A 21714-nucleotide genomic window follows, 5' to 3' on the forward strand; every position below is an offset into this window, starting at 1 on the left:
CCCATAATTCGTAAATTAATAATTAAAACACATACTATTATGAAAAATTTGACACAACTTCTTTTTACACTGTTTTGCCTGTGTCTGCCGACCATGCTGCAGGCGCAGGATAGGGACGACAGTAAATATCTGGCCGGTGCCGTTCCCGAGGTGGACGGTAAAGTGGTATTCACCAAAGAATTCAGCATCCCCGGCATGTCTCAGGATGAAATCTACGAACGTCTGCTCGGCTGGATGGATGACCGTCTGAAAGAGAATGAAAATAACAGCCGTGTAGTATTCTCAGACAAAGAGAAAGGACAGATTGTAGGTATCGGGGACGAATGGATTGTATTCAGTTCTACGGCTCTGTCATTAGACCGTACCAAAATCCTTTACCAGCTGACTGTGACCTGCCAACCCGAAAAGAGCGTGCTCGAAGTAGAGAAGATACGGTTTAACTACCGCGAAGGAAAAGAAAAATATACCGCCGAAGAGTGGATTGTAGACAAGTATGCCTTGAACAAGGCGAAGACCAAACTGGTACGCGGACTTGCCAAGTGGCGCAGAAAAACCGTAGACTTCGTTGATGACCTTTGCCTGGGAGCAGCAGAAGCATTGAGCGCCACCACTGCCAAAACTCCGGTAGAAGAAAAGAAGGAAGAAAAGAAAGAGGTGAAGGCTGTCGTCAATTCCGGTCCGACAGTAATCACCCCGAAGAAACAAGTTACCGTGGAACCCGCCCAGGCTACTGAAAAGGCATCCGAAGGCGTCGTGAAAGATGCCCAAGTCATCGAAGTGCCCCAAGTCAAGAAACCTGCCGCACTGGTTCCTGCCCAAAAGAACCAGCAACAAGAATATACGACCATAGCCCCCGAGCAATTGTCAGCCGATGCCATCCAGACCGGAGCAGGCAAATTGGTTATCGTCATCGGCCAAGAGCCTTTCAACATGACCATGATGACAGCAAACTCCGGAGGTTCTTTGGGCAAAGTCAACGGCAAACCAGTTGTATTCAGCATACTATCGCCCGACCAGCCGTATGAACAAATGGAAAAAGCAGAAAGCTATACCATCCGTTTCTATCCTACGGGACAGACAGAGCCTACGGTCATTCTGGAATGTAAGAAGCTGCCCTCACCGGCAACGATGGAAGGTATGCCACGCACGTATGTAGGCGAAATTCTGAAAGCAATGGTCAAATGACCGCACACGCAGACTATAAATTGTAAATAATCAAATCAGAAATAAACAAATGGAAATAAAAAGTAAATTCGACCATTTTAATATCAATGTCACCAACCTGGAACGTAGCATCGCATTCTACGAAAAGGCACTGGGGCTGAAAGAACATCATAGGAAAGAGTCGTCCGACGGCTCTTTCACTCTGGTCTATCTGACCGACGGCAGTACCGGCTTTCTGCTGGAACTGACCTGCTTGAAGGATCACCCACAAGCCTACGAATTAGGAGAGAACGAGAGTCACCTCTGCTTCCGCGTATCCGGCGATTACGACGCCATACGCCAATACCATAAGGAAAACGGATGGGTATGTTTCGAAAACACAGCAATGGGACTGTACTTTATCAATGACCCGGATGACTATTGGATTGAGGTATTGCCGGAGAAATGATATTCTACTTTATTAAAACAACGAAATATATGAGTATAGAAGAAGCGATGATGGGTGGTATTGTCTTCAAAGGCAAAAAGGACAAACCTAAAGAAGAAAACAAGATAAAGACCAAAGCCAAGAAGAAAACCTACATTACCGGGCAACACGGTTCCGCCTCAGCCAAAATGAAAGCAGAAATCCGCCGCAAACGCGCTAACAGACATAAGAAATGATAAATACAGCCTTATTGCCTGCCGACAAGGACCCGATGGGCGCAGCCATAGCCGATTACTTCAAATGGCATAAAGCCGACCGCCTACGCGTGTTCTCTTCACAATTCGATGAGGACGAAATTCCCGTCGAAGAGCTATTCCGCACAGAAAAGCAAATGCCCTTGCTGGAGCGTACTGCTCTGCAAATGGCAACCGGAAGGATTCTGGATGTGGGTGCCGGCAGCGGTTGCCATAGCCTTGCCCTGCAAGAAGCCGGAAAAGAGGTCCATGCCATCGACATTTCCCCGCTTTCCGTGGAAGTGATGAAGCAGCGAGGTGTGCGTAGCGTGTCACAAACCAATCTGTTCAATGAACACTTTGCCGATGAATACGACACTATCCTAATGCTGATGAATGGTTCCGGCATTATCGGAAAGTTGGAGAATCTGCCTGATTTTTTCCGGAAGATGAAGCTGCTGCTCCGGCCTGGAGGCTGCGTTTTAATGGATTCCAGCAACCTGAGCTATCTGTTCGAAGAGGAAGATGGCAGTATTGTTATCGACCTTGCCGGTGATTACTACGGAGAGGTAGACTTCCAAATGCAATACAAGAATGTCAAAGGAGACTCCTTTGACTGGCTCTACATCGACTTCCAAACCCTGAGCCTTTATGCTGCCGAAAACGGCTTTACTGCAGAACTGGTGAAAGAGGGTACACATTATGACTATCTTGCCAAACTATCCCGACAAGCATAAAATGAAGTGCCCCCTAAAGGTTAGACAAAAACTTTTAGGGGGCACTTCGTTTTTTTATATCTTGCCTATGCCTGCTATTCAGAAAGCATCCCGTCAATCTCCTTCACCAGAGAAGCAAATTCTTCAGGGTTATACAAACGTGTCAGCTTCACAATACGCCCTTCCTTATCAATTAGGACATTGCGTGTGATGCCTGCCTTGCGGAGCGCATACTTCGCAAATATATCCGCTCCCGGGTTCAGACCCAAAGGATAGGTCACTCCGGTTGACTTACCAAAAGCAATCACTTTCTCCAACGGCTCGTCACGGTCAATGCCAATCAGCATAAAATCCGGATTCGACTTATGCTTCAGCCAAATATCCTTCTCAATGAAAGGCATCTCCTTACGGCACACTCCACACCAGCTTGCGGTAAACTGCAACATGACCACCTTCCCACGAAGTTCCGAAAGGGTAATGCTTTTCCCATCCGTCAGCTTCACTGTAAAATCAGGAGCCATCTCCCCTACCTTAACGATGTAGCCGGTACTGTCCGCCACTACATCCTGTGCCTTGCCTGCCATGCTGCACATAGCAAACAGACAGAAAATCAGAAATCCTACTTTTTTCATTTTATTCAATCTTTAATAAGTAAGCTGTAACTATTCAGCGAATGATATTTTATAGAATGGGCAAACAATTCCCTATAACAAAAAACTCCGAAACACTTTTAAAAAGCAGTTTCGGAGTTTTATTCTTCGAGGTACCTGGCAGATTCGAACTGCCGTACACGGTTTTGCAGACCGCTGACTAAGCCACTCATCCAAGGTACCGGTTCTTACAAGAACTCTTTATTTCTTGTTTGCGGATGCAAAGGTAGCACTTTTTTTGAAACTACCAACTATCCGCAACAACTTTTCTTCTTTTTTTTCGTCACTCCACTGCACTCCGCACGCTTCTTATCATACAAATTCTTTAGTTCACAGCCACTTGCACAGCTATCACACGGATTACCATTTTCTTTGACCCGATGAAAAAAAGAATAAATACTCATGCCAATCCGCACAGCGCAGAGCAACAACAATAAGGCTACTACCCACTCCTGCCAACTATTCATCATAAAAACAGACCTCCTATCTGATAAATTGCAAAAGACATCAGCCAGGCCAGCGCAGTAGTATAAAGCCCCGCAAACACGGCCCACTTCCAACTGCCCGACTCCCCTTTAATGGCTGCCAACGTGGCGATGCACGGAAAATAAATCAGCACAAACACCATGTAGCCGAAAGCCACCAGGGGCGTTATTGGAATGCGTTCGCTCAAGCTTACGGCATCTGCCTCGGCATCGTCGGCATAAAGCACTCCGAGCGTGCTTACCACCAGTTCCTTGGCACCCACGCCGGAAAGGATGCCAATACCCAGTTTCCAGTCGAATCCTAACGGTTCGATGACCGGTTCCATGGCTTTACCAATCCGACCGATGTAGGAATTTTCCTGCTGTTCCGTCACACTTTCATATTCATCGTGGTTGGGATAATATCCCAATGCCCAGATAACGATGGATGCCACCATAATGATACCTCCCATCTTGCGGAGATACTGCGCTCCCTTCTCCCACGTATGGCGGAAGATGGCCTTGGACGTCGGCATACGATAAGGCGGCAGCTCCATGACGAACGGTGTATCGTCCCCTTTCACCAGGAAGCGGCAGAAAATGCGTGCCATGAGCACTGCCAACAGAATACCGATGGCATAGATTACCAACAGCACAAAGCTCGCATTGTTCGGGAAGAAGGCGCCTACCAGCAATAAATAGATGGGCAGACGGGCGCTGCACGACATCAGCGGGTTGATGAGCATCGTCACCAGACGGCTCTTGCGGTTCTCGATGGTGCGCGAAGCCATGATAGCGGGAACATTGCAGCCAAAGCCCATAATCAGCGGAATGAAGGACTTTCCATGCAGCCCCATTTTATGCATAATCTTATCCATAATGAAAGCGGCACGTGCCATATAGCCTGAGTCCTCCATCAAGGAGATGAAGAAATAGAGCAACAGAATATTCGGCAGGAATACAATGACACCTCCCACACCCCCGACAATGCCATCCACCAGAAGGTCTTTCAGCGGTCCTTCGGACATGTTGTCGCGTATCAGGTCACCCAATTCGCCTACCAGCCACTCAATCCCCTGCATAGGATAGTCGCCCAGCACAAAGGTGCCTTCGAACATCAGATAAAGGAAAAGGAAGAAAATGGGATAGCCCCATACGCGGTGGGTAACGATTGAGTCTATGATTTGAGTGGTACGCGACGTATCCTGATGATTGTCCACATAGGTCTCGCGCAGGGCACCGGCTATAAAACCATACTTGGCGTCGGTGATGGCCTGCTCGCTCTCCTCGTTCATCACCTCGGCAATCCGTGCCTCTTCCCGGTCGCGGACGGCAAGAATTTCCTTTCCGTTGGGCAGCTCCTCCACAATCTTTTTCAAGTCTCCGTCGTTCTCCAGCAGCTTGATGGCAAGGAAACGCGTGGAATATTTGTGACGGATGTTCTCATTGACGCTGATGACGCGCTTCACCTCCTCAATGCTACGCTCCAACTCTGGACCGTGATTGATGTGGATATGGCGGAAAAAGCCGCGCGGCTGTTCCACCTCTTCTTTATGGCTGCCGAAATCATGGTCGGGAACATACTCCTGATGCCAGCTGCGAAGGTCATTCAATATCTCGCTGCGTATCCTTCCTTTATGGTCGAGGAAATCGCACCCTTCGTAAATATTGATAATCACATGAAACAGCTGTTCGATGCCCTTCCCGCTACGGCTGACCGTAGGCAACATCGGGACTCCGAACAACTGGCTGAGCTTTACATAATCCAGCGTGTTTCCACTAGCTTCCAGCTCATCGTACATGTTCAGTGCAATCACCATGCGCACGTTCATGTCAATCAGCTGGGTGGTGAGATAAAGATTGCGTTCCAGATTGGAAGAGTCCACAACATTGATAATGATATCCGGTGTTTCATTAATGATGTGCCGACGAACATAGATTTCTTCAGGGGAGTAGGCCGAGAGGGAATAGGTTCCGGGAAGGTCGACAATACGGAAATGGTAGCCCTGGAAGTCAAAATACCCCTCCTTGGCATCTACCGTAACGCCACTGTAATTGCCCACATGCTCGTGCGAACCAGAAGCGATGTTGAAAAGAGAAGTTTTACCACAGTTGGGATTTCCCACCAAAGCCACATTTATGGTGCGGCGTTTGCCGAGGGCCAGTTGCTTCAGCTCATCTTCGCCCAAATGCATGTTTTCGCCCAGCCCCTCGTGGTAATCGGGCTGCACAGCCTGCTCCTTGGCTTCCTGCTCACTGATAATCTCTATCATCTCAGCCTCCTGCCGACGAAGAGAAATCTCATATCCCATTACTTTGTATTTGATAGGGTCACGTAACGGAGCATTCAGCAAGACCTCCACTGTTTTACCTTTAATAAATCCCATTTCCACAATCCGTTTGCGGAAACCACCGTGTCCCAGCACTTTTACGATTACACCTTTTTCACCGGTATTCAATTCGGACAAACGCATAGTCTTTCTGCCTTTCTTTTCTATTTTGGGGGCAAAGATAATACTTATGTCCGCAAGGCACAAATAATTTAGAATGTTTTTAAATAAGCAGACACAGTTCTTTCCTTTAAAGGTTTTACCCCCCTTAACTCCTATAAATGAAAGAGCCGTGATAAGCGAAAGAGAAAAGATTGAACCATCATTTAATTCCCCCAAAAGATACTAAACAACAATGCCCAAAAGGCAGAACACTATTTCCAGAGATACTAAATCGTAACATCACCACATCTTTGTTCTTTTCTTACCACAGTTGTGGTAAGAAAAGAACAAAGATGTGGTATGCATAAAACACAGCTGTGGTAAGATTAGCTTTTAGCAAATACGACCTTAGCCGATAAAGATTCTGAAAATAGATACTTGCAGATGTGGCAATAAAAATCGTTTGCACTATCTTTGCACTACTCTATAGTCGAATAAGTTGAATATGCAGAAGGTAGTACAATACATCGAACGCCACAAACTCTTCTCGCCGGACGACAAGATACTTGTGGCACTGAGTGGCGGGGCGGACTCCGTGGCGTTGCTGCGCCTGCTCCTCAGCCTGGGATACACATGCGAAGCCGCCCATTGCAACTTCCATCTGCGCGGAGCGGAATCCGACCGCGACGAGCACTTTGTACGCCAGCTCTGCCTGGAGCACCGGGTGACGCTGCACACCGTCCATTTCAACACAGAGCGGGAAGCAAAGGAACGGCATATCTCCATCGAAATGGCTGCAAGGGAATTGCGCTACGCGTGGTTTGAAAAAACAAGGGAAGCATGCAGTGCAACCGTCATTGCCGTCGCCCACCATCAGGATGACAGTGTGGAGACATTGCTGCTCAATCTGATTCGCGGTACCGGCATCAACGGATTGCGGGGCATACGCCCCCGAAACGGACATATAGTCCGTCCCTTGCTCTGCCTGGACAGAAAGGAAATCACCGATTATCTGGAAAGTATCGGGCAAGCCTACGTGACAGACAGCACCAATCTGCAGGACGAATATACCCGCAACAAAATACGCTTGAACCTGCTTCCCATGATGCAGGAGATAAACCCCTCCGTCAAGGAAAGCATCCTCAAAACGGCAGAGCATCTGGACGATGCGGCCTCTATATATAATATAGGTATAGAAGAAGCCAAACTGCGGGTCAAGACATCGGAAGGCATAAGTATCAACGCCCTGAAGCAAGAAGCGGCATCGGAAACGGTCTTATTTGAGATCTTGCATCCGCTTGGATTCAACGCCGCACAAGTAAGGGACATCTGCCGGACATTGGACGGACAGCCCGGTAAAGTCTTTACTACCCCCGGCTGGCGTGTCATCAAAGACCGCGGCTCGTTGTTGATAGAACCCGTACAAGAAGCCGTAAAGCCGCTACTGGAAATAAAAGAGCATCCCTATACACCGGATTTCATTATTCCACGCGACAAAGCCACCGCCTGCTTTGATGCCGACAAACTCAAGCATCCCCTCTCGCTGCGCCTTTGCAAGCAGGGAGACAGTTTCGTGCCCTTCGGCATGAAAGGACGGAAGAAGGTAAGCGACTACCTGACCGACCGCAAGTTCTCCCTTCTGCGCAAAGAACGGCAATGGGTACTTTGCTGCGGAGATGACATCATCTGGCTGGTGGGAGAACGGGCGGACAACCGTTTCAGAATAGACGAAAAAACCCGGAAAGTGCTGGTTGTATCAACCACCGGCCAGTAGCCATCACAGAATGATTCTGTCCTCCTTCTGTTTCTTGAAGCAATCGGAAAGCAATACGGCAAACGGCGTGTCATACGTGCGCGCCTTCTGCGGACAGCCTTTCACACAAGCACAACACTTGATGCATTTCTCTGCAACCGTGTTACACTCGTCTCCTTTTATAATGGCTCCTGCAGGACAATGCTTCACGCAATATCCGCAATGCGTACAACGTTCCGCATCCACTTCCGGAGTGCGGGGCATAGGCACCCCACTCTTACGCAACTTGACGACTCTGCGCAAAAAGCGTAGCAACGGGAAGAAAGGCTGGCGCGGGCGCTGGATACGGGCCACATCCACTCCATACAGTTTCTCCATATCTTCGGCTGCCGCAATTTTAGCACGTATCTTTTCACCAAAAAGCTTTGCATACTCCAAATCGTCCGCATCCGGACGTCCGGCCGCTACCGGGTATTTCTCACTGCTATAAGAGTGCTCGCCTACAAACGTAGCGCCTGCAATTACCTTGAAACCCAACTTCGTGACAAAAGCATCCAATTCCACCAAAGCCTTCTCATAGGCCCGGTTGCCGTAAACCACCACAACCACGGCAGGTGCACCGTCAGCACGAAGCTCCTTCATTCGCTCCAATGCCAAAGGAGCCACATGACCGCCATATACGGGCACCGTGATGACCGCCAAAGCATGGGAAGGCACCTCCCTTTTACCCGCCGCTTCCAAGGTGAGGTCCACTTTGGAGACAGACGAAATTCCCGTTCCGTGAACAATTGCCTCTCCCACTTGTTTAGAGGTACAAGTAGGTGAAAAAGTTATCAACTGCACTTCATCTATATTCATAAACCAATCCTTCATGTTGTTGTTAATACAGCAAAGATAAAGTTTTAAATTTAAAAAAAAGATGATTTGTTTATGAAACCAAAAATATTTATTACCTTTGCACCGTTGAAACATTCTGCGACTTCTTGCTGTGGCGAGAATTGTTTATCAGATTTCCGGTTCAATAATAAATATCCCATATAAATCATATATCACAAGGTAAACTTGCCCAAGTTGCTTCCTACAACAACTGCAATTGTGCACTTATGCCTTTCAATAAAAGTAAATTTTAAACCATTCACATATATACTGTATGTATAACATCATTCAACTGAACGACAAAAATTTGTCGGAACTACAAACTATTGCCCAAGAACTGGGTATAAAAAAAACAGACTCACTCAAAAAAGAAGAACTTGTTTACAAGATACTTGACGAACAAGCTATCGCAGGCGCTACCAAGAAAGTTGCCGCCGACAAGCTGAAGGAAGAGCGCAAAGGGGAAAAACAAAAACGCTCGCGCGTCACTGTAAAGACCGTAAAAAAGGAAGGCGCCGACAAAGTGTTCTCAGCCAATAAAAACGGAGACCTCACCAAAGCCAAAACTGAGGAAATACCGGCTGCGAAAGAACAACCCAAAACTGTGGAAGCACCCCAAGAACCGACCATAGAAGCTGCAACGCTGGCGCCAGCCAAAGAAGCCGCCCCCCAAAAACGCAAACCGGGACGTCCCCGCAAGGTAAAGGAAGAGGCTGCCGCACCCCAAGCAACAGAAACCCCGAAGGTTGCCGAACCGGAACTGAACTTCGAGGCTAAAGCTCCGAAAACAGAACCTCAAGCGGAAGCTAAAAAAGTGGAAGCTAAAAAAGCCGTGAAGAATATCGTACCGGACGAAAGCCCTATTCTGGCCGAGGCGGCAGATGACTTCATCCCCATTGAAGACCTCCCCACAGAAAAGATAGAGTTGCCTTCCGAACTTATCGGTAAATTCGAAGCGACCAAAGCAGAAACTCCCGCAACTCCCACTCCTGCCGTTGCCCCTGCCGAACTACAACCGCAACAGCCACAACGCCCACGCCTCCGTCCCCGTGACAACAACAACCCATATAATAATAACAACAATAATAACCGTACCGGTGGCTATAACCAACAGCGCCCCGCGCAGCAGCGCCCTGCACAACCCTATAACAACGGAGAGAACTATCCCGCCGCTCCGGAACGCAAACCCGTAATAGAACGCGAGAAAGCGTACGAATTCGACGACATCCTCACCGGAACCGGTGTACTGGAAATCATGCAGGATGGCTACGGCTTCCTCCGTTCCTCCGATTACAACTATTTGTCCTCACCGGACGATATTTACGTATCACAATCACAAATCAAATTGTTCGGCCTGAAAACCGGTGATGTGGTAGAAGGCGTAATCCGTCCCCCGAAAGAAGGCGAAAAGTACTTCCCGCTGGTAAAAGTATCCAAAATAAACGGACGTGACCCGGCTTTCGTACGCGACCGCGTACCGTTCGAGCACCTCACCCCCCTCTTCCCGGACGAGAAGTTCAAGCTTTGCAAAGGCGGATACTCCGACTCTATGTCGGCCCGTGTCGTAGACTTGTTTGCTCCCATCGGCAAAGGTCAGCGTGCCTTGATTGTAGCACAGCCCAAAACCGGTAAGACCATCTTGATGAAAGACATTGCCAACGCCATTGCCGCCAATCATCCGGAAGTCTACATGATTATGCTGCTCATCGACGAACGCCCGGAGGAAGTTACCGACATGGCTCGCACCGTCAATGCGGAAGTAATCGCCTCTACCTTCGACGAACCGGCAGAACGCCACGTGAAGATTGCCGGCATCGTCCTTGAAAAAGCAAAACGCATGGTGGAATGCGGACACGATGTTGTCATCTTCCTCGACTCCATCACCCGTCTGGCACGTGCCTACAACACCGTATCCCCGGCTTCCGGCAAAGTGCTTTCCGGTGGTGTGGATGCCAACGCATTGCATAAGCCCAAACGCTTCTTCGGTGCAGCACGTAACATCGAGGGCGGTGGTTCACTGACCATCCTTGCCACTGCCTTGATTGACACCGGCTCGAAGATGGACGAGGTTATCTTCGAAGAATTCAAGGGTACGGGTAATATGGAGTTGCAGCTCGACCGCAACTTGTCCAACAAGCGTATCTTCCCGGCTGTCAACATCGTTGCCTCCAGCACCCGCCGCGACGACCTGCTGCAAGACAAGCAGACACTGGACCGCATGTGGATTCTCCGCAAGTACCTTGCCGACATGAATCCGATAGAAGCCATGGACTTCGTAAAAGACCGTCTGGAGAAGACCAAAGACAACGACGAATTCCTGATGAGCATGAACAGTTAACAATAACTGCATACAGATATTGTACAAAAGCTTCCATTTACGTCCATAAACGTAGGTGGAAGCTTTTGTATATCCGTTTTTTCATACATAGAAAATAAGTAAAAAGCCCTCAAAAAACAGAATAATATAGATAATTATCAGTGCCCTGACCGGCACTTCCATTCTTTTCGCCCATCCACTGCAAGTCTTCAATAATATTCTGCTTCAAAAGAAGGCAGTTAAAGGGATTTTTTGTACTTTTGCGCCTCAATAAGAGTAATTTGTAATTTAGTAATTGTAATTAGATACTATGTTCGATAATTTAAGCGAGAGACTTGAAAGGTCGTTTAAAATTTTGAAAGGTGAGGGTAAAATCACCGAAATTAATGTTGCGGAAACCCTGAAAGACGTACGTAAGGCACTTTTGGATGCCGACGTGAACTATAAGGTAGCCAAAAACTTCACCGATACCGTTAAGGAAAAAGCCTTGGGACAAAACGTGCTGACAGCCGTTAAGCCCAGCCAGCTGATGGTAAAAATCGTGCACGATGAACTGACCCAGCTCATGGGCGGCGAGACTTCTGAAATAAACCTCGACTCCAAGCCTGCCATTATCCTAATGTCCGGTTTGCAAGGCTCCGGTAAGACAACTTTCTCCGGAAAGCTGGCCCGCATGCTGAAGAGCAAGAAGAACAAAAAGCCGTTATTGGTGGCTTGTGACGTATACCGTCCTGCTGCCATCGAGCAGTTACGCGTACTGGCTGAACAGATTGGCGTACCTATGTACTCGGAACCGGACAGCAAGAATCCGGTAGCCATTGCCCAAAATGCCATCCAAGAAGCCAAAGCCAAAGGCTACGACCTTGTAATTGTCGATACAGCCGGTCGTTTGGCAGTGGATGAGGAGATGATGAACGAGATTGCCGCCATCAAGAAGGCCATCAATCCGGACGAAATTCTGTTCGTAGTGGATTCAATGACCGGTCAGGATGCAGTGAACACCGCTAAGGAATTCAACGAACGGCTCGACTTCAATGGTGTAGTATTGACCAAACTGGATGGTGATACCCGCGGTGGTGCCGCCCTTTCTATCCGTTCGGTGGTAAACAAGCCCATCAAGTTTGTAGGTACCGGTGAAAAGCTGGATGCCATAGACCAATTCCATCCCTCACGTATGGCCGACCGTATCCTCGGTATGGGTGACATCGTATCTTTGGTGGAACGTGCACAGGAACAATATGACGAGGAAGAAGCCAAACGCCTGCAAAAGAAGATTGCCAAGAACCAGTTCGACTTCAACGACTTCCTGAGCCAGATTGCACAAATCAAGAAAATGGGTAACTTGAAGGAACTTGCCTCCATGATACCGGGCGTAGGCAAAGCCATCAAGGATATAGACATTGACGACAATGCCTTCAAGAGCATTGAAGCCATTATTTACTCCATGACTCCGGAAGAACGCAGTAATCCGGCCATTCTGAACGGTTCACGCCGCCAGCGCATTGCCAAAGGTAGCGGTACGAATATTCAGGAAGTAAACCGCCTGCTGAAACAGTTTGACCAGACCCGCAAGATGATGAAGATGGTCACTGGCAGCAAGATGGGCAAGATGATGCCGAAATTAAAAAGATAAGATAATAGCCTATGACACTGATTGATGGAAAAGCAATTTCAGAGCAAGTAAAGCAAGAGATTGCAGCAGAAGTAGCCGAGATAGTGGCTCGTGGGGGTAAACGCCCGCATCTGGCCGCCATTCTTGTAGGACACGATGGAGGTAGCGAAACCTACGTTGCCGCCAAAGTAAAAGCATGCGAAGTTTGCGGATTCAAGTCCTCCCTTATCCGTTACGAGGCAGACGTTACCGAAGAGGAACTGCTTGCCAAAGTACGCGAATTGAACGAGGATGCAGATGTGGACGGTTTCATTGTACAGCTTCCCTTGCCCAAACATATCTCTGAGCAAAAGGTGATTGAAACCATCGACTACCGTAAGGATGTGGACGGTTTCCATCCCATCAATGTGGGACGGATGTCCATTGGTCTTCCCTGCTATGTATCCGCTACCCCCAACGGTATCCTTGAACTGCTGAAGCGCTATCAGATAGAAACTTCAGGCAAGAAATGCGTGGTATTGGGACGCAGTAACATTGTCGGCAAACCCATGGCTGCCCTGATGATGCAGAAAGCTTATCCCGGCGACGCCACAGTAACCGTATGCCACAGCCGCAGCAAAGACCTGGTAAAGGAATGCCAGGAAGCGGACATCATCATTGCTGCGTTGGGACAACCGAACTTTGTTAAGGCGGAAATGGTCAAGGAAGGTGCTGTCGTTATTGATGTAGGTACTACCCGTGTGCCCGATGCCTCCAAGAAATCCGGGTTCAAGTTGACCGGTGATGTGAAATTCGATGAAGTAGCTCCTAAATGTTCATTCATTACCCCCGTACCGGGAGGCGTAGGTCCGATGACCATCGTTTCCCTTATGAAGAATACATTGCTTGCCGGCAAGAAAGCAATCTACCAATAACAACGTCATGAAAACGCTCGTCGTCTTCATGACTGTCTTACTGTATAGCGTAACCCTTTCCTCCCAGGAAAGGATTACGCTATTATTTGTCGGTGACCTGATGCAGCACCAGGCACAAATAGACGCAGCACATGTATCTGAAGGAAAATATGACTACTCCTCCTGCTTCTCCCTCATAAAAGAGCAAATATCCCAGGCAGACCTCGCCATAGGAAATCTGGAAGTCACATTGGGGGGCAAGCCCTATCGGGGCTATCCTATGTTCAGCGCCCCCGATGAATATCTTCAAGCCATAAAGGACGCCGGATTCGATATTTTACTGACAGCCAACAACCACTGTCTGGACCGTGGGAAAAAGGGGATGGAGCGTACCATACAATTGCTCGACTCCTCCGGTATTCGTTACGCAGGCACCTACAAGAATCTGTCGGAGCGCAGGCAACGCTATCCCCTGTTCATCAACAGAAACGGCTTTCGCATTGCCCTACTCAACTATACTTACGGCACCAATGGTATCAAGGCTACCTCTCCCAATATCGTAAACTATATTGATAAGAATACCATCCTGCAAGATATCCAAAGTGCCAAGGCACGCCAACCGGATGCCATTATTGCCTGTATGCATTGGGGAGAGGAATATCAGTCCCTTCCCAACCGTGAGCAACGCGAACTGGCCAACTGGTTGCTCCAACAAGGCGTAACACATATTATCGGTTCACACCCTCACGTCATTCAACCAATGGAACTACGTACCAACGGTACCGAACAGCACATCATAGTCTATTCCTTGGGAAACTTCATTTCCAATATGAGCAAGGCCAACACTGACGGCGGCCTCATCTTCACTTTGCAGTTGGAGAAACATCCTCTCCCCCAACCCATCCGTCCCTCTTACATCGGTCAGAGTCAGACGCCCCTGCCAGACTCCAATCCTCTGCCTTTTCCATACTGTCGTGTTTCCTATTGTGGATATAATCTGGTCTGGACCGGCCGGCCGGAACTTACTAAAGAAAAAAATTACATTCTTTATCCTGCCAGTTTTCCTACAGAACATTTAACTCCGGAAGCTCGTAAACACCTGGAAATCTTCGTCAAAAGCTCTCGAAAGCTGCTCCAGCAGCACAATATAGATATCTACGAGAAGAAAAAATAATGCAGAAATCTCAAAAAATTTCGTCTCATTCTTTGCAATATTAAAGATTATCCCTATCTTTGCACCGCATTTAAGAAATGCACTAACATGGTGGCTGTAGTTCAGTTGGTTAGAGCGTCAGATTGTGGTTCTGAATGTCGTGGGTTCGAGTCCCATCTGCCACCCGCAAAGAAGAGGAAATTCGAAAGAATATTCCTCTTTTTTGTTATTGTCCAAACAATTCCCCTCAAAGGGAGGCAACGTGGAATCAATGTAAAAAATTGTAGGGATACTCCTCACAGAGTATCCCTACATCATAGGAAGGAATCAATTACCTAAACCAGTTCTTGTACAAAAGAGTTTACTTTCTCAAAATGTTCAAAATAGCTGGAAACTTATTCCGATATTTTGCATTCTGTATCAATCACACTTAATAGCACTTCCTTCCTTACTTTATCAAGCCAGTGATAAGATAACCCTTTATCACCTTATAGAAATAAGAATACAAAAGAAATATTTCATCTTTCAAAAAACATTCTATACCAACACTCTACTATTTTCGATTTCCGTCATGCAAATATAACCCTTTTTGTTTATACGAAAAGCAAAATCAGTTATCTTTGCAAAGATGAAACTCAATTAAACATGAAAATTCTTTGGATAGACCTCAATAGCTCGTATGCACACTCTTCGTTGGCACTCCCTGCACTGCACGCACAAATAGCAAAGAACAATTCCGTAAAATGGGAAATCGTATCTGCCACCATCAATGAAAACGTAGGAATGATTGTCGACGAAATATACCGGCACCAACCCGACATCATTGCCGCAACGACATGGTTGTTCAACCACGAACAACTGTTGCACATCACGGCGAGATTAAAAGCATTGCTTCCCAATAGCTGCTTCATTTTGGGCGGACCTGAATTCTTAGGAAACAATGAAGACTTTCTGCATAAAAACCCTTTCATCGACTGTGTATTCAGGGGAGAGGGAGAAGAAGCATTCCCCCAATGGCTGTCTTGCTGGAACCAGCCGGAAAAATGGGACAGCATTCCGGGGCTTTGCTATATGAATCCTCAAAAGCAATATATAGACAACGGCATAGCCCGTGTACTCAACTTTTCCCGACTCGTACCGCCGGAAAACAGCAGTTTCTTCAACTGGAGCAAACCATTCGTACAACTGGAGACTACCCGAGGCTGTTTCAACACATGCGCATTCTGCGTCAGCGGTGAAGAAAAACCGGTGCGCACACTGTCCATTGAAAGTATCCGTGAACGCCTTCAAATTATCCACAGCCATGGAATAAAAAACGTACGCGTCCTCGACCGGACCTTTAATTATAATCCGCGCCGTGCTAAAGAATTACTGCAACTTTTCCTGGAATTCAACTCGGACATATGCTTTCACTTAGAAATACACCCTGCACTATTATCCGAAGAGCTGAAAAATGAATTGAAAAAGCTACCTAAAGGATTGCTCCATCTCGAGGCCGGTATTCAAAGCCTGCGCGAACCGGTCCTCCAAAAAAGCCGTCGGATGGGAAGCCTGGAGGACTCACTGCAAGGTCTTCGTTTCCTATGTTCCCTACCCAATATGGAAACACACGCCGACCTCATTGCCGGCTTGCCTCTATACCGCCTATCCGAAATATTTGAAGATGTGCGTACACTTGCCGGATACAATGCCGGCGAGATACAGCTTGAATCCCTGAAGTTACTTCCCGGCACAGAAATGAGAAGAAGAGCGGAAGAACTGGGCATCCGATATTCTCCTCTCCCCCCTTATGAAGTGCTTCAAACAAATGAAACCAGTGTCAACGAGCTTCAAACAGCCCGGCAACTGTCACGTCTTCTGGATGGATTCTATAACACAACTGCTTGGCAAGCCATCACCCGCAAGCTGATTCTGGATGACAACGACTTCCTACGTCGCTTTCTGGAATTTTTAATCGATAAAAATCTTATAGACCAGCCCATGAGCCTGGAAAAGCGAGGTCTCGTACTCTATGAATTCTGCAGTATGCATTATCCGGCCTATAAAATCATGGTCACCATTGCCTGGATAGAGGCAGGCATGTCATTAAAGAAAAAACCAGCAGAGAAAGTCAAGACCAAGCGCCAGATGCCACCGGAATATTGGGAAGTCATCTATGGAAACTACAAAGAAAGCCTCCGCTTATGTTTTCTACCCATTGACGACAATACCCAAAATGGTTATTGGTTCGGCTTCGAATCGGAAATACAAAAAGCAGAACCAGTATTCAAAGCCAAAGGAATAATGGAGAGGTGTCAAAATACACAATCACCGCAGATTAACACAGATAAAAGTTCCTGATTATCAGAAATTCTATAGCAATCTGTGTAACCTGCGGTGAGTTATGCCCTCATTTCTTCTCCTATCCGCAGTGGAAATACTTCTCGACCAGTTTCAGCATCTCCTCCGGACTGTCTTGTATCTCTGCACGCAAGGTTCTATCCTCGTAAGAACGCAGTTTAGAGATAACCCCATCAACCATTGCAGGACTGAACACATGGTATTGTTCAAAGACAGCACGCTGTCTTTCCAAGCAATCGGCAGAAGCGGCACAACTATCAGGAAGCTGTTCCAGTTGTTTCAACTTATCTTCATTTTCTTTCTTGTGGATATTTACATTGACATATGTTTTTTCTGCAATTCCTAAAGCATCGTCTATCTCAAATCCATAACGGCAAGCTACAGCAAGTCCGGCAATCAATTGATACAAATCGGCCGAACCGTCAGGCGAACGCATTTCCACCGTCTGTTTCTGTGTAGTATCATAATGACTTGGGGTCTCCAACGGATTTGCCAACATGCACATATCCGTTTTTGCCGACCAGCCCAACGGAACGCGTACCAATACCGAACGGTTGCGGTCGCCCCAGCAAATGTTGGTCGGTGCTTCCTGATGAGGAACCAGACGAAAATAGGAAGTAGGATTTGTATTACCGAAAGCCGTAATGGAAGAAGCCAGCTTCATCATGCCCGCAATGGCCTTACGGGCTGTTTCAGAGAGTGCCCCATCTTTCAGCATCTGGTTCTGCCCGTCCTTCATGATACGCATATGTATATGCAATCCGGAACCGGCTTTTCCTGCCGTGATTTTCGGTGCAAAAGTAATGTTATATCCATACTGGCTAGCCAGATTACGAATAACCCATTTTGCTATCACCAGTTGGTCAGCAGCCTCCTCGGCACGCACCGGCAGGAATTCTATTTCATTCTGCTCATAAATCTTATCGTCCAGCGTAAAATTACCGACTTCAGAATGCCCATACTTTATCTGTCCGCCTGCCTGCGCAATATATGACATACATTCCGTACGGAAATCATTGAACTTGGCATAAGGGGCCGATTCATGATAACCACGTTGGTCGGTAGCCGGGAACAATCCGTCATTTTCAGAAATTACATAATATTCCAATTCTCCCATAGCCTGAAATTCCATCCCCGTAACCTCAGTAAATGCCTGACATGCCTTACGCAGGGTATATTCCGGAGAACTTTCCAACGGTTCACCATCCTTATTAAAATAAGAACAGAGCATTGACAACGTGGGCAATTCAGAAAAAGGATCTATAAAAGCGGTCCGGAAACGCGGCACTACATACAAATCACTGCTACCGGCCTCTATAAACGGAAACAAGCTGGAACCGTCTACGCGTTCACCACATGTAAGTATGGCATCAAGGTATGCCTCATTATTGATGACAAAGTTCAGTGTCTTCAGTCTCCCGTCTGCCGCAGGATACATGAAGTTCACCATACGAATGTCGTTCTCCTTTATATAGGAAACAATGTCTGCTTTCGTAAATTCGGAAGCCGGTTTTTGAAGGGCAGCCACCAATAGATTGGGGCTCATGGATAATTCCTGGTTCATAATACGCTGATTGTTTTTAGTTTTCTATATGGTTAACAAAACACATGCAATTTTCTGTCACAATAAAAAACTGCTGTTTCGCAAAGATACTAAAAGTTGTATCAGAAAAAAAACAAACAACCTAAATCTTATCAGAGAGCCTCAACCTTTTCCGTCGTATCCCCACTTCACGTAAATAGCCCCCCAAGCAAATCCTGCTCCGAATGCTGTAAAAATCAGTTTATCCCCCTTTTTCAGCTTATCCTCGAAATCCCATACACACAATGGAAGCGTGCCGGCACTTGTATTTCCATACCGTTCTATATTGACCATTACCTTTTCGGGAGATACTCCCAAGCGTTGCGAAACAGCAGTAATTATACGCATGTTTGCCTGATGGGGAATCACCCAGTCAATGTCCTCCTTCGTCAAGTGATTCCTCTCCATGACCGCCTCACAAGCATCCGCCATATTGGCCACAGCATATTTAAAGACTGTACGTCCTTCCTGATAAATATAATGCATCCGATTGTCCAGTGTATAGTAAGATGGAGCACATACGGAGCCTCCCGCTTTGATATGTAAAAAAGGCAGACCTTTCCCGTCTGTTCTCAATACGGCATCCATTACTCCCATATCCTCCCGGGTGGGTTCCAGCATGAAAGCAGCAGCACCGTCACCAAAAATAGGACAGGTAGCGCGGTCTGTATAATCAATCACCGATGACATCTTATCAGCTCCTACTATGACAACCTTCTTATATTTTCCGGAACGTATGAAATTCGCCCCCGCCTCCATTGCATACAGAAATCCACTGCAAACAGCCTGCATGTCAAAAGCAAAAGCATTGTTCAGGCCCAATTTGTCACATAAGATGGACGCGGTAGAAGGAAAGTGATAATCGGGAGTGGTAGTAGCTACGATAACCAAGTCAATGTCATTCGGGCTGGTCTTTGTGCGCTGCATCAGTTGTTTCACAGCCTTACGAGCCATATATGAAGTTCCAAGCCCCTCCTCATGCAAAATGCGTCTTTCCTTTATACCAATGCGCCCCATAATCCATTCATCATTGGTATCCACCATTTTAGATATTTCATCATTAGTCAAGACATAGTCCGGAACATATCCTCCAACTCCCGTAATCACTGCATTCAAATTCTCCATTAATCCTATCCAGTTTAGTGTAAAATCAGGAATAACCCTATTATAAATATGCTATCAGAATATCACACTTTTTTCAGAATAGTCGTGTGACAATCTTTAATTAATGGGCGCAAATATACGAAAAGAGAATAAAAATCAATGAATCTGACAACAAAAGACATTAACTGTCTACAAATAATAACACTTTAAAACACAACGGGATTCACTACTATCCGAGCCCTGCAGGAATACTTCCGCATAACCTTTCTGCAAATAAAGAACAAAAAATCCGCTACCTGCAACGATGACGCACGATTGGCCGCACAACCGGGCACATTTCCTTTTCCAGCGAATGGAGCATCGCAGGCGGTTGGATGGAAGTTTTGATTACTCACATACTCATAACCGCCATACGTCCAATGCGTGTCTACATTCCCATTATCCGGGTCTGGCATATCCCACAAAGAAACACCAAACCGTGTATACCGGCGGGGAATGGGGAAGAGGAGATAACCTTTCTTCAGTATCTCCGTTGTCATGGGGCTCATTTCTTTTTCCATCTTTGTCTATTCTTAATTCGATAACATGACAAAGGTAAGGGACCAGCCAAGGGGATACAAATAAACAGTTAGAATCGGCTAAAAATTAATGAAATAAATAAGATGGCGGAAGAGGGACTCACCTCATCCTCCACCACCCTATATAATAATATACTAAAATAATCAGAATGTATTAGAAATACATTCTCTATTTTGCATATTTTTATTAATAAAACATGTTGCAAAGTTAGAATGGGAGAGACGTTGGCGGCTGCCATGCCATGAAGGATAGCACCCTCAAAGTTACTTTTCAATTCACTAATGATTTCACCTTTATAGGTAATACAATCCTTTTTAAGACCAAGAACTTTGCCAAACAAGCAATTGTCTTCTTCACCGTATTCCACGCTACCGAAATGTCCTTTGTACTTTAACTGTCCTATACTATTTTGTTATCTTTTGTTCTTTACTTTATTAATATTTCTCAATCAGTCTATTCTCACGAATATAAGTTAGTAATTGTTCATCACATCTCCTTTCATTATATTCGACGGATGCGGCTTATGCATTATATACGAATTTTTCCATCCGAACTAACCAATTTACTTCCTACCCCCAACTCCTCCCCTTCCTCCTTGAAGTAGCCCAGCACCTTGGCTGGCGTGAGACGGCAGCGTTCCACGCTTTTCAAGCGGCTCTGAAAGATGTAGCGGGAGCGCAGCATGAGGTATATAGTTCAAGCTACGGTGCAAGCGGTGCTGAAGGCAGGCTCTGACATCTTCAGCGGAGAGTTTCATTCCTTTGTTTGGGGTTGCTTTCATTGTAATGGTTATTTTAGAATTGACTGTTGATGTGACGGATTTGCAAAACGCATCATCCATCTGTGCCGGATGCATAATGCACACCGGGCAAACGGATGATGCGTTGGGAGCAAATGCACGTTGCGTTTTCGCTGATAAAGCCTTAATGAGCATTAAGGGTTGTTATATAATATAATATTAACCGCTGCCGGTTTGGAGGTTAGCGGAAAACATGTACATTTGTAATGTGTTTTTCATAGTATTAGATTTAAGGTTAACAAAAGATTGGCTGTCTGGGATAGATGGCCTTTTTTATGTTGTTTTCTGACCTGCTTCGTAGGATTAAGTTTTTAATAGATAAATACTTTAAGGCAGGCACAAGGGGATAAAAAAAGTCCCACAAATCATTGGATTTGTGGGACTTGTGTGTTTACTGTCCGTTTTTTCCGGTTAATTCAGCGGAGAGACAGGGATTCGAACCCCGGGTGCCTCGCAGCACAACGGTTTTCAAGACCGCCGCAATCGACCACTCTGCCACCTCTCCAAAACTTCTTTTTCAGAAGTGCTTTTCTTTTAAAGCGGTGCAAAGATACAAATCATTTTTTATTCTACAAACTTTTCTGCACAAAAACAGAGCAATTATACCAAAATTCTTGTTT

The 21714-nt window shown here is 46.5% G+C and carries 19 protein-coding genes and 3 tRNA genes; 11 read left to right on the forward strand and 11 right to left on the reverse strand.

Annotated features, from left to right (window positions below; translation table 11 throughout):
- Positions 1 to 39: 39 nt before the first annotated feature.
- The 4 genes from HUX74_RS15820 to HUX74_RS15835 are packed head-to-tail and all read left to right on the forward strand — an operon-like array spanning position 40 to position 2561.
- The gene (locus tag HUX74_RS15820; protein WP_174647000.1) at positions 40 to 1185 is read left to right on the forward strand and encodes a DUF4468 domain-containing protein; all 1146 of its coding nucleotides are present in this window, start codon (positions 40 to 42) and stop codon (positions 1183 to 1185) included.
- A gap of 49 nt (positions 1186 to 1234) precedes the next feature.
- Positions 1235 to 1612, forward strand: a complete 378-nt coding sequence (locus tag HUX74_RS15825) for a VOC family protein (RefSeq protein ID WP_117600350.1) — start codon at positions 1235 to 1237, stop codon at positions 1610 to 1612.
- Between the two features lie 29 nt (positions 1613 to 1641).
- Positions 1642 to 1827, forward strand: coding sequence for a hypothetical protein (locus tag HUX74_RS15830; protein ID WP_008664928.1), 186 nt, complete (start codon positions 1642 to 1644; stop codon positions 1825 to 1827).
- On the forward strand, positions 1824 to 2561 hold the full coding sequence (locus HUX74_RS15835; RefSeq protein WP_174647001.1) for a bifunctional 2-polyprenyl-6-hydroxyphenol methylase/3-demethylubiquinol 3-O-methyltransferase UbiG: 738 nt from the start codon (positions 1824 to 1826) through the stop codon (positions 2559 to 2561). The genes HUX74_RS15830 and HUX74_RS15835 overlap by 4 nt, the downstream gene beginning before the upstream one ends.
- 74 nt (positions 2562 to 2635) lie before the next feature.
- Here the strand turns inward: HUX74_RS15835 and HUX74_RS15840 are convergent, their stop codons facing one another.
- From HUX74_RS15840 to feoB, 4 genes are all read right to left on the reverse strand, one after another.
- A complete protein-coding gene (locus tag HUX74_RS15840; RefSeq protein ID WP_174647002.1) occupies positions 2636 to 3172 on the reverse strand; it encodes a TlpA disulfide reductase family protein in 537 nt (178 codons plus the stop codon).
- A 129-nt stretch (positions 3173 to 3301) separates the two neighbouring features.
- Positions 3302 to 3373, reverse strand: a tRNA-Cys gene (locus HUX74_RS15845).
- 68 nt (positions 3374 to 3441) lie between these two features.
- Positions 3442 to 3657, reverse strand: coding sequence for a hypothetical protein (locus HUX74_RS20805; RefSeq protein WP_370293441.1), 216 nt, complete (start codon positions 3655 to 3657; stop codon positions 3442 to 3444).
- The gene (gene feoB / locus HUX74_RS15850) at positions 3657 to 6128 is read right to left on the reverse strand and encodes a ferrous iron transport protein B (RefSeq protein ID WP_174647003.1); all 2472 of its coding nucleotides are present in this window, start codon (positions 6126 to 6128) and stop codon (positions 3657 to 3659) included. The genes HUX74_RS20805 and feoB overlap by 1 nt, the downstream gene beginning before the upstream one ends.
- 463 nt (positions 6129 to 6591) lie before the next feature.
- Here feoB and tilS point away from each other — a divergent pair, with 463 nt between their 5' ends.
- The gene (tilS, locus tag HUX74_RS15855) at positions 6592 to 7860 is read left to right on the forward strand and encodes a tRNA lysidine(34) synthetase TilS (RefSeq protein WP_117600354.1); all 1269 of its coding nucleotides are present in this window, start codon (positions 6592 to 6594) and stop codon (positions 7858 to 7860) included.
- A gap of 3 nt (positions 7861 to 7863) precedes the next feature.
- On the opposite strand, the gene HUX74_RS15860 is transcribed toward tilS, so the two are convergent.
- Positions 7864 to 8697, reverse strand: coding sequence for a 4Fe-4S binding protein (locus tag HUX74_RS15860; RefSeq protein WP_165491348.1), 834 nt, complete (start codon positions 8695 to 8697; stop codon positions 7864 to 7866).
- A 292-nt stretch (positions 8698 to 8989) separates the two neighbouring features.
- Between HUX74_RS15860 and rho the strand changes: the two genes are divergently transcribed.
- From rho to HUX74_RS15890, 6 genes are all read left to right on the forward strand, one after another.
- Positions 8990 to 11053, forward strand: coding sequence for a transcription termination factor Rho (gene rho / locus HUX74_RS15865; protein WP_174647004.1), 2064 nt, complete (start codon positions 8990 to 8992; stop codon positions 11051 to 11053).
- Positions 11054 to 11342: 289 nt separating this feature from the next.
- Entirely contained in the window at positions 11343 to 12665 is a 1323-nt protein-coding gene (gene ffh, locus HUX74_RS15870) for a signal recognition particle protein (protein ID WP_117965352.1), read from the forward strand.
- Positions 12666 to 12676: 11 nt separating this feature from the next.
- Positions 12677 to 13558 (forward strand): bifunctional methylenetetrahydrofolate dehydrogenase/methenyltetrahydrofolate cyclohydrolase FolD, encoded by an 882-nt coding sequence (gene folD, locus HUX74_RS15875; RefSeq protein ID WP_009038180.1) that lies wholly within the window; start codon positions 12677 to 12679, stop codon positions 13556 to 13558.
- A 7-nt stretch (positions 13559 to 13565) separates the two neighbouring features.
- The gene (locus HUX74_RS15880; protein ID WP_174647005.1) at positions 13566 to 14711 is read left to right on the forward strand and encodes a CapA family protein; all 1146 of its coding nucleotides are present in this window, start codon (positions 13566 to 13568) and stop codon (positions 14709 to 14711) included.
- A gap of 90 nt (positions 14712 to 14801) precedes the next feature.
- Positions 14802 to 14875 (forward strand) — tRNA-His (locus HUX74_RS15885).
- Positions 14876 to 15335: 460 nt separating this feature from the next.
- The gene (locus HUX74_RS15890; protein ID WP_174647006.1) at positions 15336 to 17030 is read left to right on the forward strand and encodes a B12-binding domain-containing radical SAM protein; all 1695 of its coding nucleotides are present in this window, start codon (positions 15336 to 15338) and stop codon (positions 17028 to 17030) included.
- Between the two features lie 61 nt (positions 17031 to 17091).
- Here HUX74_RS15890 and HUX74_RS15895 read toward each other — a convergent pair whose 3' ends face one another.
- The 6 genes from HUX74_RS15895 to HUX74_RS15920 all read right to left on the reverse strand — a co-directional run bounded on the left by HUX74_RS15895 (position 17092) and on the right by HUX74_RS15920 (position 21599).
- Positions 17092 to 18594: a glutamine synthetase family protein gene (locus HUX74_RS15895; RefSeq protein WP_174647007.1), complete on the reverse strand. Its 1503-nt coding sequence runs from the start codon at positions 18592 to 18594 to the stop codon at positions 17092 to 17094.
- A gap of 141 nt (positions 18595 to 18735) precedes the next feature.
- On the reverse strand, positions 18736 to 19737 hold the full coding sequence (locus tag HUX74_RS15900) for a beta-ketoacyl-ACP synthase III (protein WP_138345565.1): 1002 nt from the start codon (positions 19735 to 19737) through the stop codon (positions 18736 to 18738).
- Between the two features lie 185 nt (positions 19738 to 19922).
- The gene (locus HUX74_RS15905) at positions 19923 to 20276 is read right to left on the reverse strand and encodes a hypothetical protein (protein WP_117965358.1); all 354 of its coding nucleotides are present in this window, start codon (positions 20274 to 20276) and stop codon (positions 19923 to 19925) included.
- 68 nt (positions 20277 to 20344) lie between these two features.
- Positions 20345 to 20662 (reverse strand): hypothetical protein, encoded by a 318-nt coding sequence (locus tag HUX74_RS15910; RefSeq protein WP_174647008.1) that lies wholly within the window; start codon positions 20660 to 20662, stop codon positions 20345 to 20347.
- Between the two features lie 161 nt (positions 20663 to 20823).
- Positions 20824 to 20979: a hypothetical protein gene (locus HUX74_RS15915; protein WP_226791197.1), complete on the reverse strand. Its 156-nt coding sequence runs from the start codon at positions 20977 to 20979 to the stop codon at positions 20824 to 20826.
- 535 nt (positions 20980 to 21514) lie between these two features.
- Positions 21515 to 21599: transfer RNA gene (locus tag HUX74_RS15920), tRNA-Ser, on the reverse strand.
- Between the last annotated feature and the right edge of the window lie 115 nt (positions 21600 to 21714).

It is taken from the genome of Bacteroides sp. Marseille-P8574, from assembly GCF_902825465.1.
Taxonomy (GTDB): Bacteria; Bacteroidota; Bacteroidia; order Bacteroidales; family Bacteroidaceae; genus Bacteroides; species Bacteroides uniformis.

Excerpts from the sequence above, each read along its gene's own strand:
- HUX74_RS15895 (WP_174647007.1), bottom strand. The coding sequence starts at position 18,594 with ATGAACCAGGAATTATCCATGAGCCCCAATCTATTGGTGGCTGCCCTT.
- HUX74_RS15830 (WP_008664928.1), top strand. The coding sequence starts at position 1,642 with ATGAGTATAGAAGAAGCGATGATGGGTGGTATTGTCTTCAAAGGCAAA.
- HUX74_RS15860 (WP_165491348.1), bottom strand. The coding sequence starts at position 8,697 with ATGAATATAGATGAAGTGCAGTTGATAACTTTTTCACCTACTTGTACC.
- folD (WP_009038180.1), top strand. The coding sequence starts at position 12,677 with ATGACACTGATTGATGGAAAAGCAATTTCAGAGCAAGTAAAGCAAGAG.
- HUX74_RS15905 (WP_117965358.1), bottom strand. The coding sequence starts at position 20,276 with ATGGAAAAAGAAATGAGCCCCATGACAACGGAGATACTGAAGAAAGGT.
- HUX74_RS15915 (WP_226791197.1), bottom strand. The coding sequence starts at position 20,979 with ATGCTGCGCTCCCGCTACATCTTTCAGAGCCGCTTGAAAAGCGTGGAA.
- ffh (WP_117965352.1), top strand. The coding sequence starts at position 11,343 with ATGTTCGATAATTTAAGCGAGAGACTTGAAAGGTCGTTTAAAATTTTG.
- HUX74_RS20805 (WP_370293441.1), bottom strand. The coding sequence starts at position 3,657 with ATGAATAGTTGGCAGGAGTGGGTAGTAGCCTTATTGTTGTTGCTCTGC.
- HUX74_RS15880 (WP_174647005.1), top strand. The coding sequence starts at position 13,566 with ATGAAAACGCTCGTCGTCTTCATGACTGTCTTACTGTATAGCGTAACC.
- HUX74_RS15890 (WP_174647006.1), top strand. The coding sequence starts at position 15,336 with ATGAAAATTCTTTGGATAGACCTCAATAGCTCGTATGCACACTCTTCG.
- HUX74_RS15840 (WP_174647002.1), bottom strand. The coding sequence starts at position 3,172 with ATGAAAAAAGTAGGATTTCTGATTTTCTGTCTGTTTGCTATGTGCAGC.
- tilS (WP_117600354.1), top strand. The coding sequence starts at position 6,592 with ATGCAGAAGGTAGTACAATACATCGAACGCCACAAACTCTTCTCGCCG.
- HUX74_RS15835 (WP_174647001.1), top strand. The coding sequence starts at position 1,824 with ATGATAAATACAGCCTTATTGCCTGCCGACAAGGACCCGATGGGCGCA.
- HUX74_RS15820 (WP_174647000.1), top strand. The coding sequence starts at position 40 with ATGAAAAATTTGACACAACTTCTTTTTACACTGTTTTGCCTGTGTCTG.
- HUX74_RS15825 (WP_117600350.1), top strand. The coding sequence starts at position 1,235 with ATGGAAATAAAAAGTAAATTCGACCATTTTAATATCAATGTCACCAAC.
- HUX74_RS15900 (WP_138345565.1), bottom strand. The coding sequence starts at position 19,737 with ATGGAGAATTTGAATGCAGTGATTACGGGAGTTGGAGGATATGTTCCG.
- rho (WP_174647004.1), top strand. The coding sequence starts at position 8,990 with ATGTATAACATCATTCAACTGAACGACAAAAATTTGTCGGAACTACAA.
- feoB (WP_174647003.1), bottom strand. The coding sequence starts at position 6,128 with ATGCGTTTGTCCGAATTGAATACCGGTGAAAAAGGTGTAATCGTAAAA.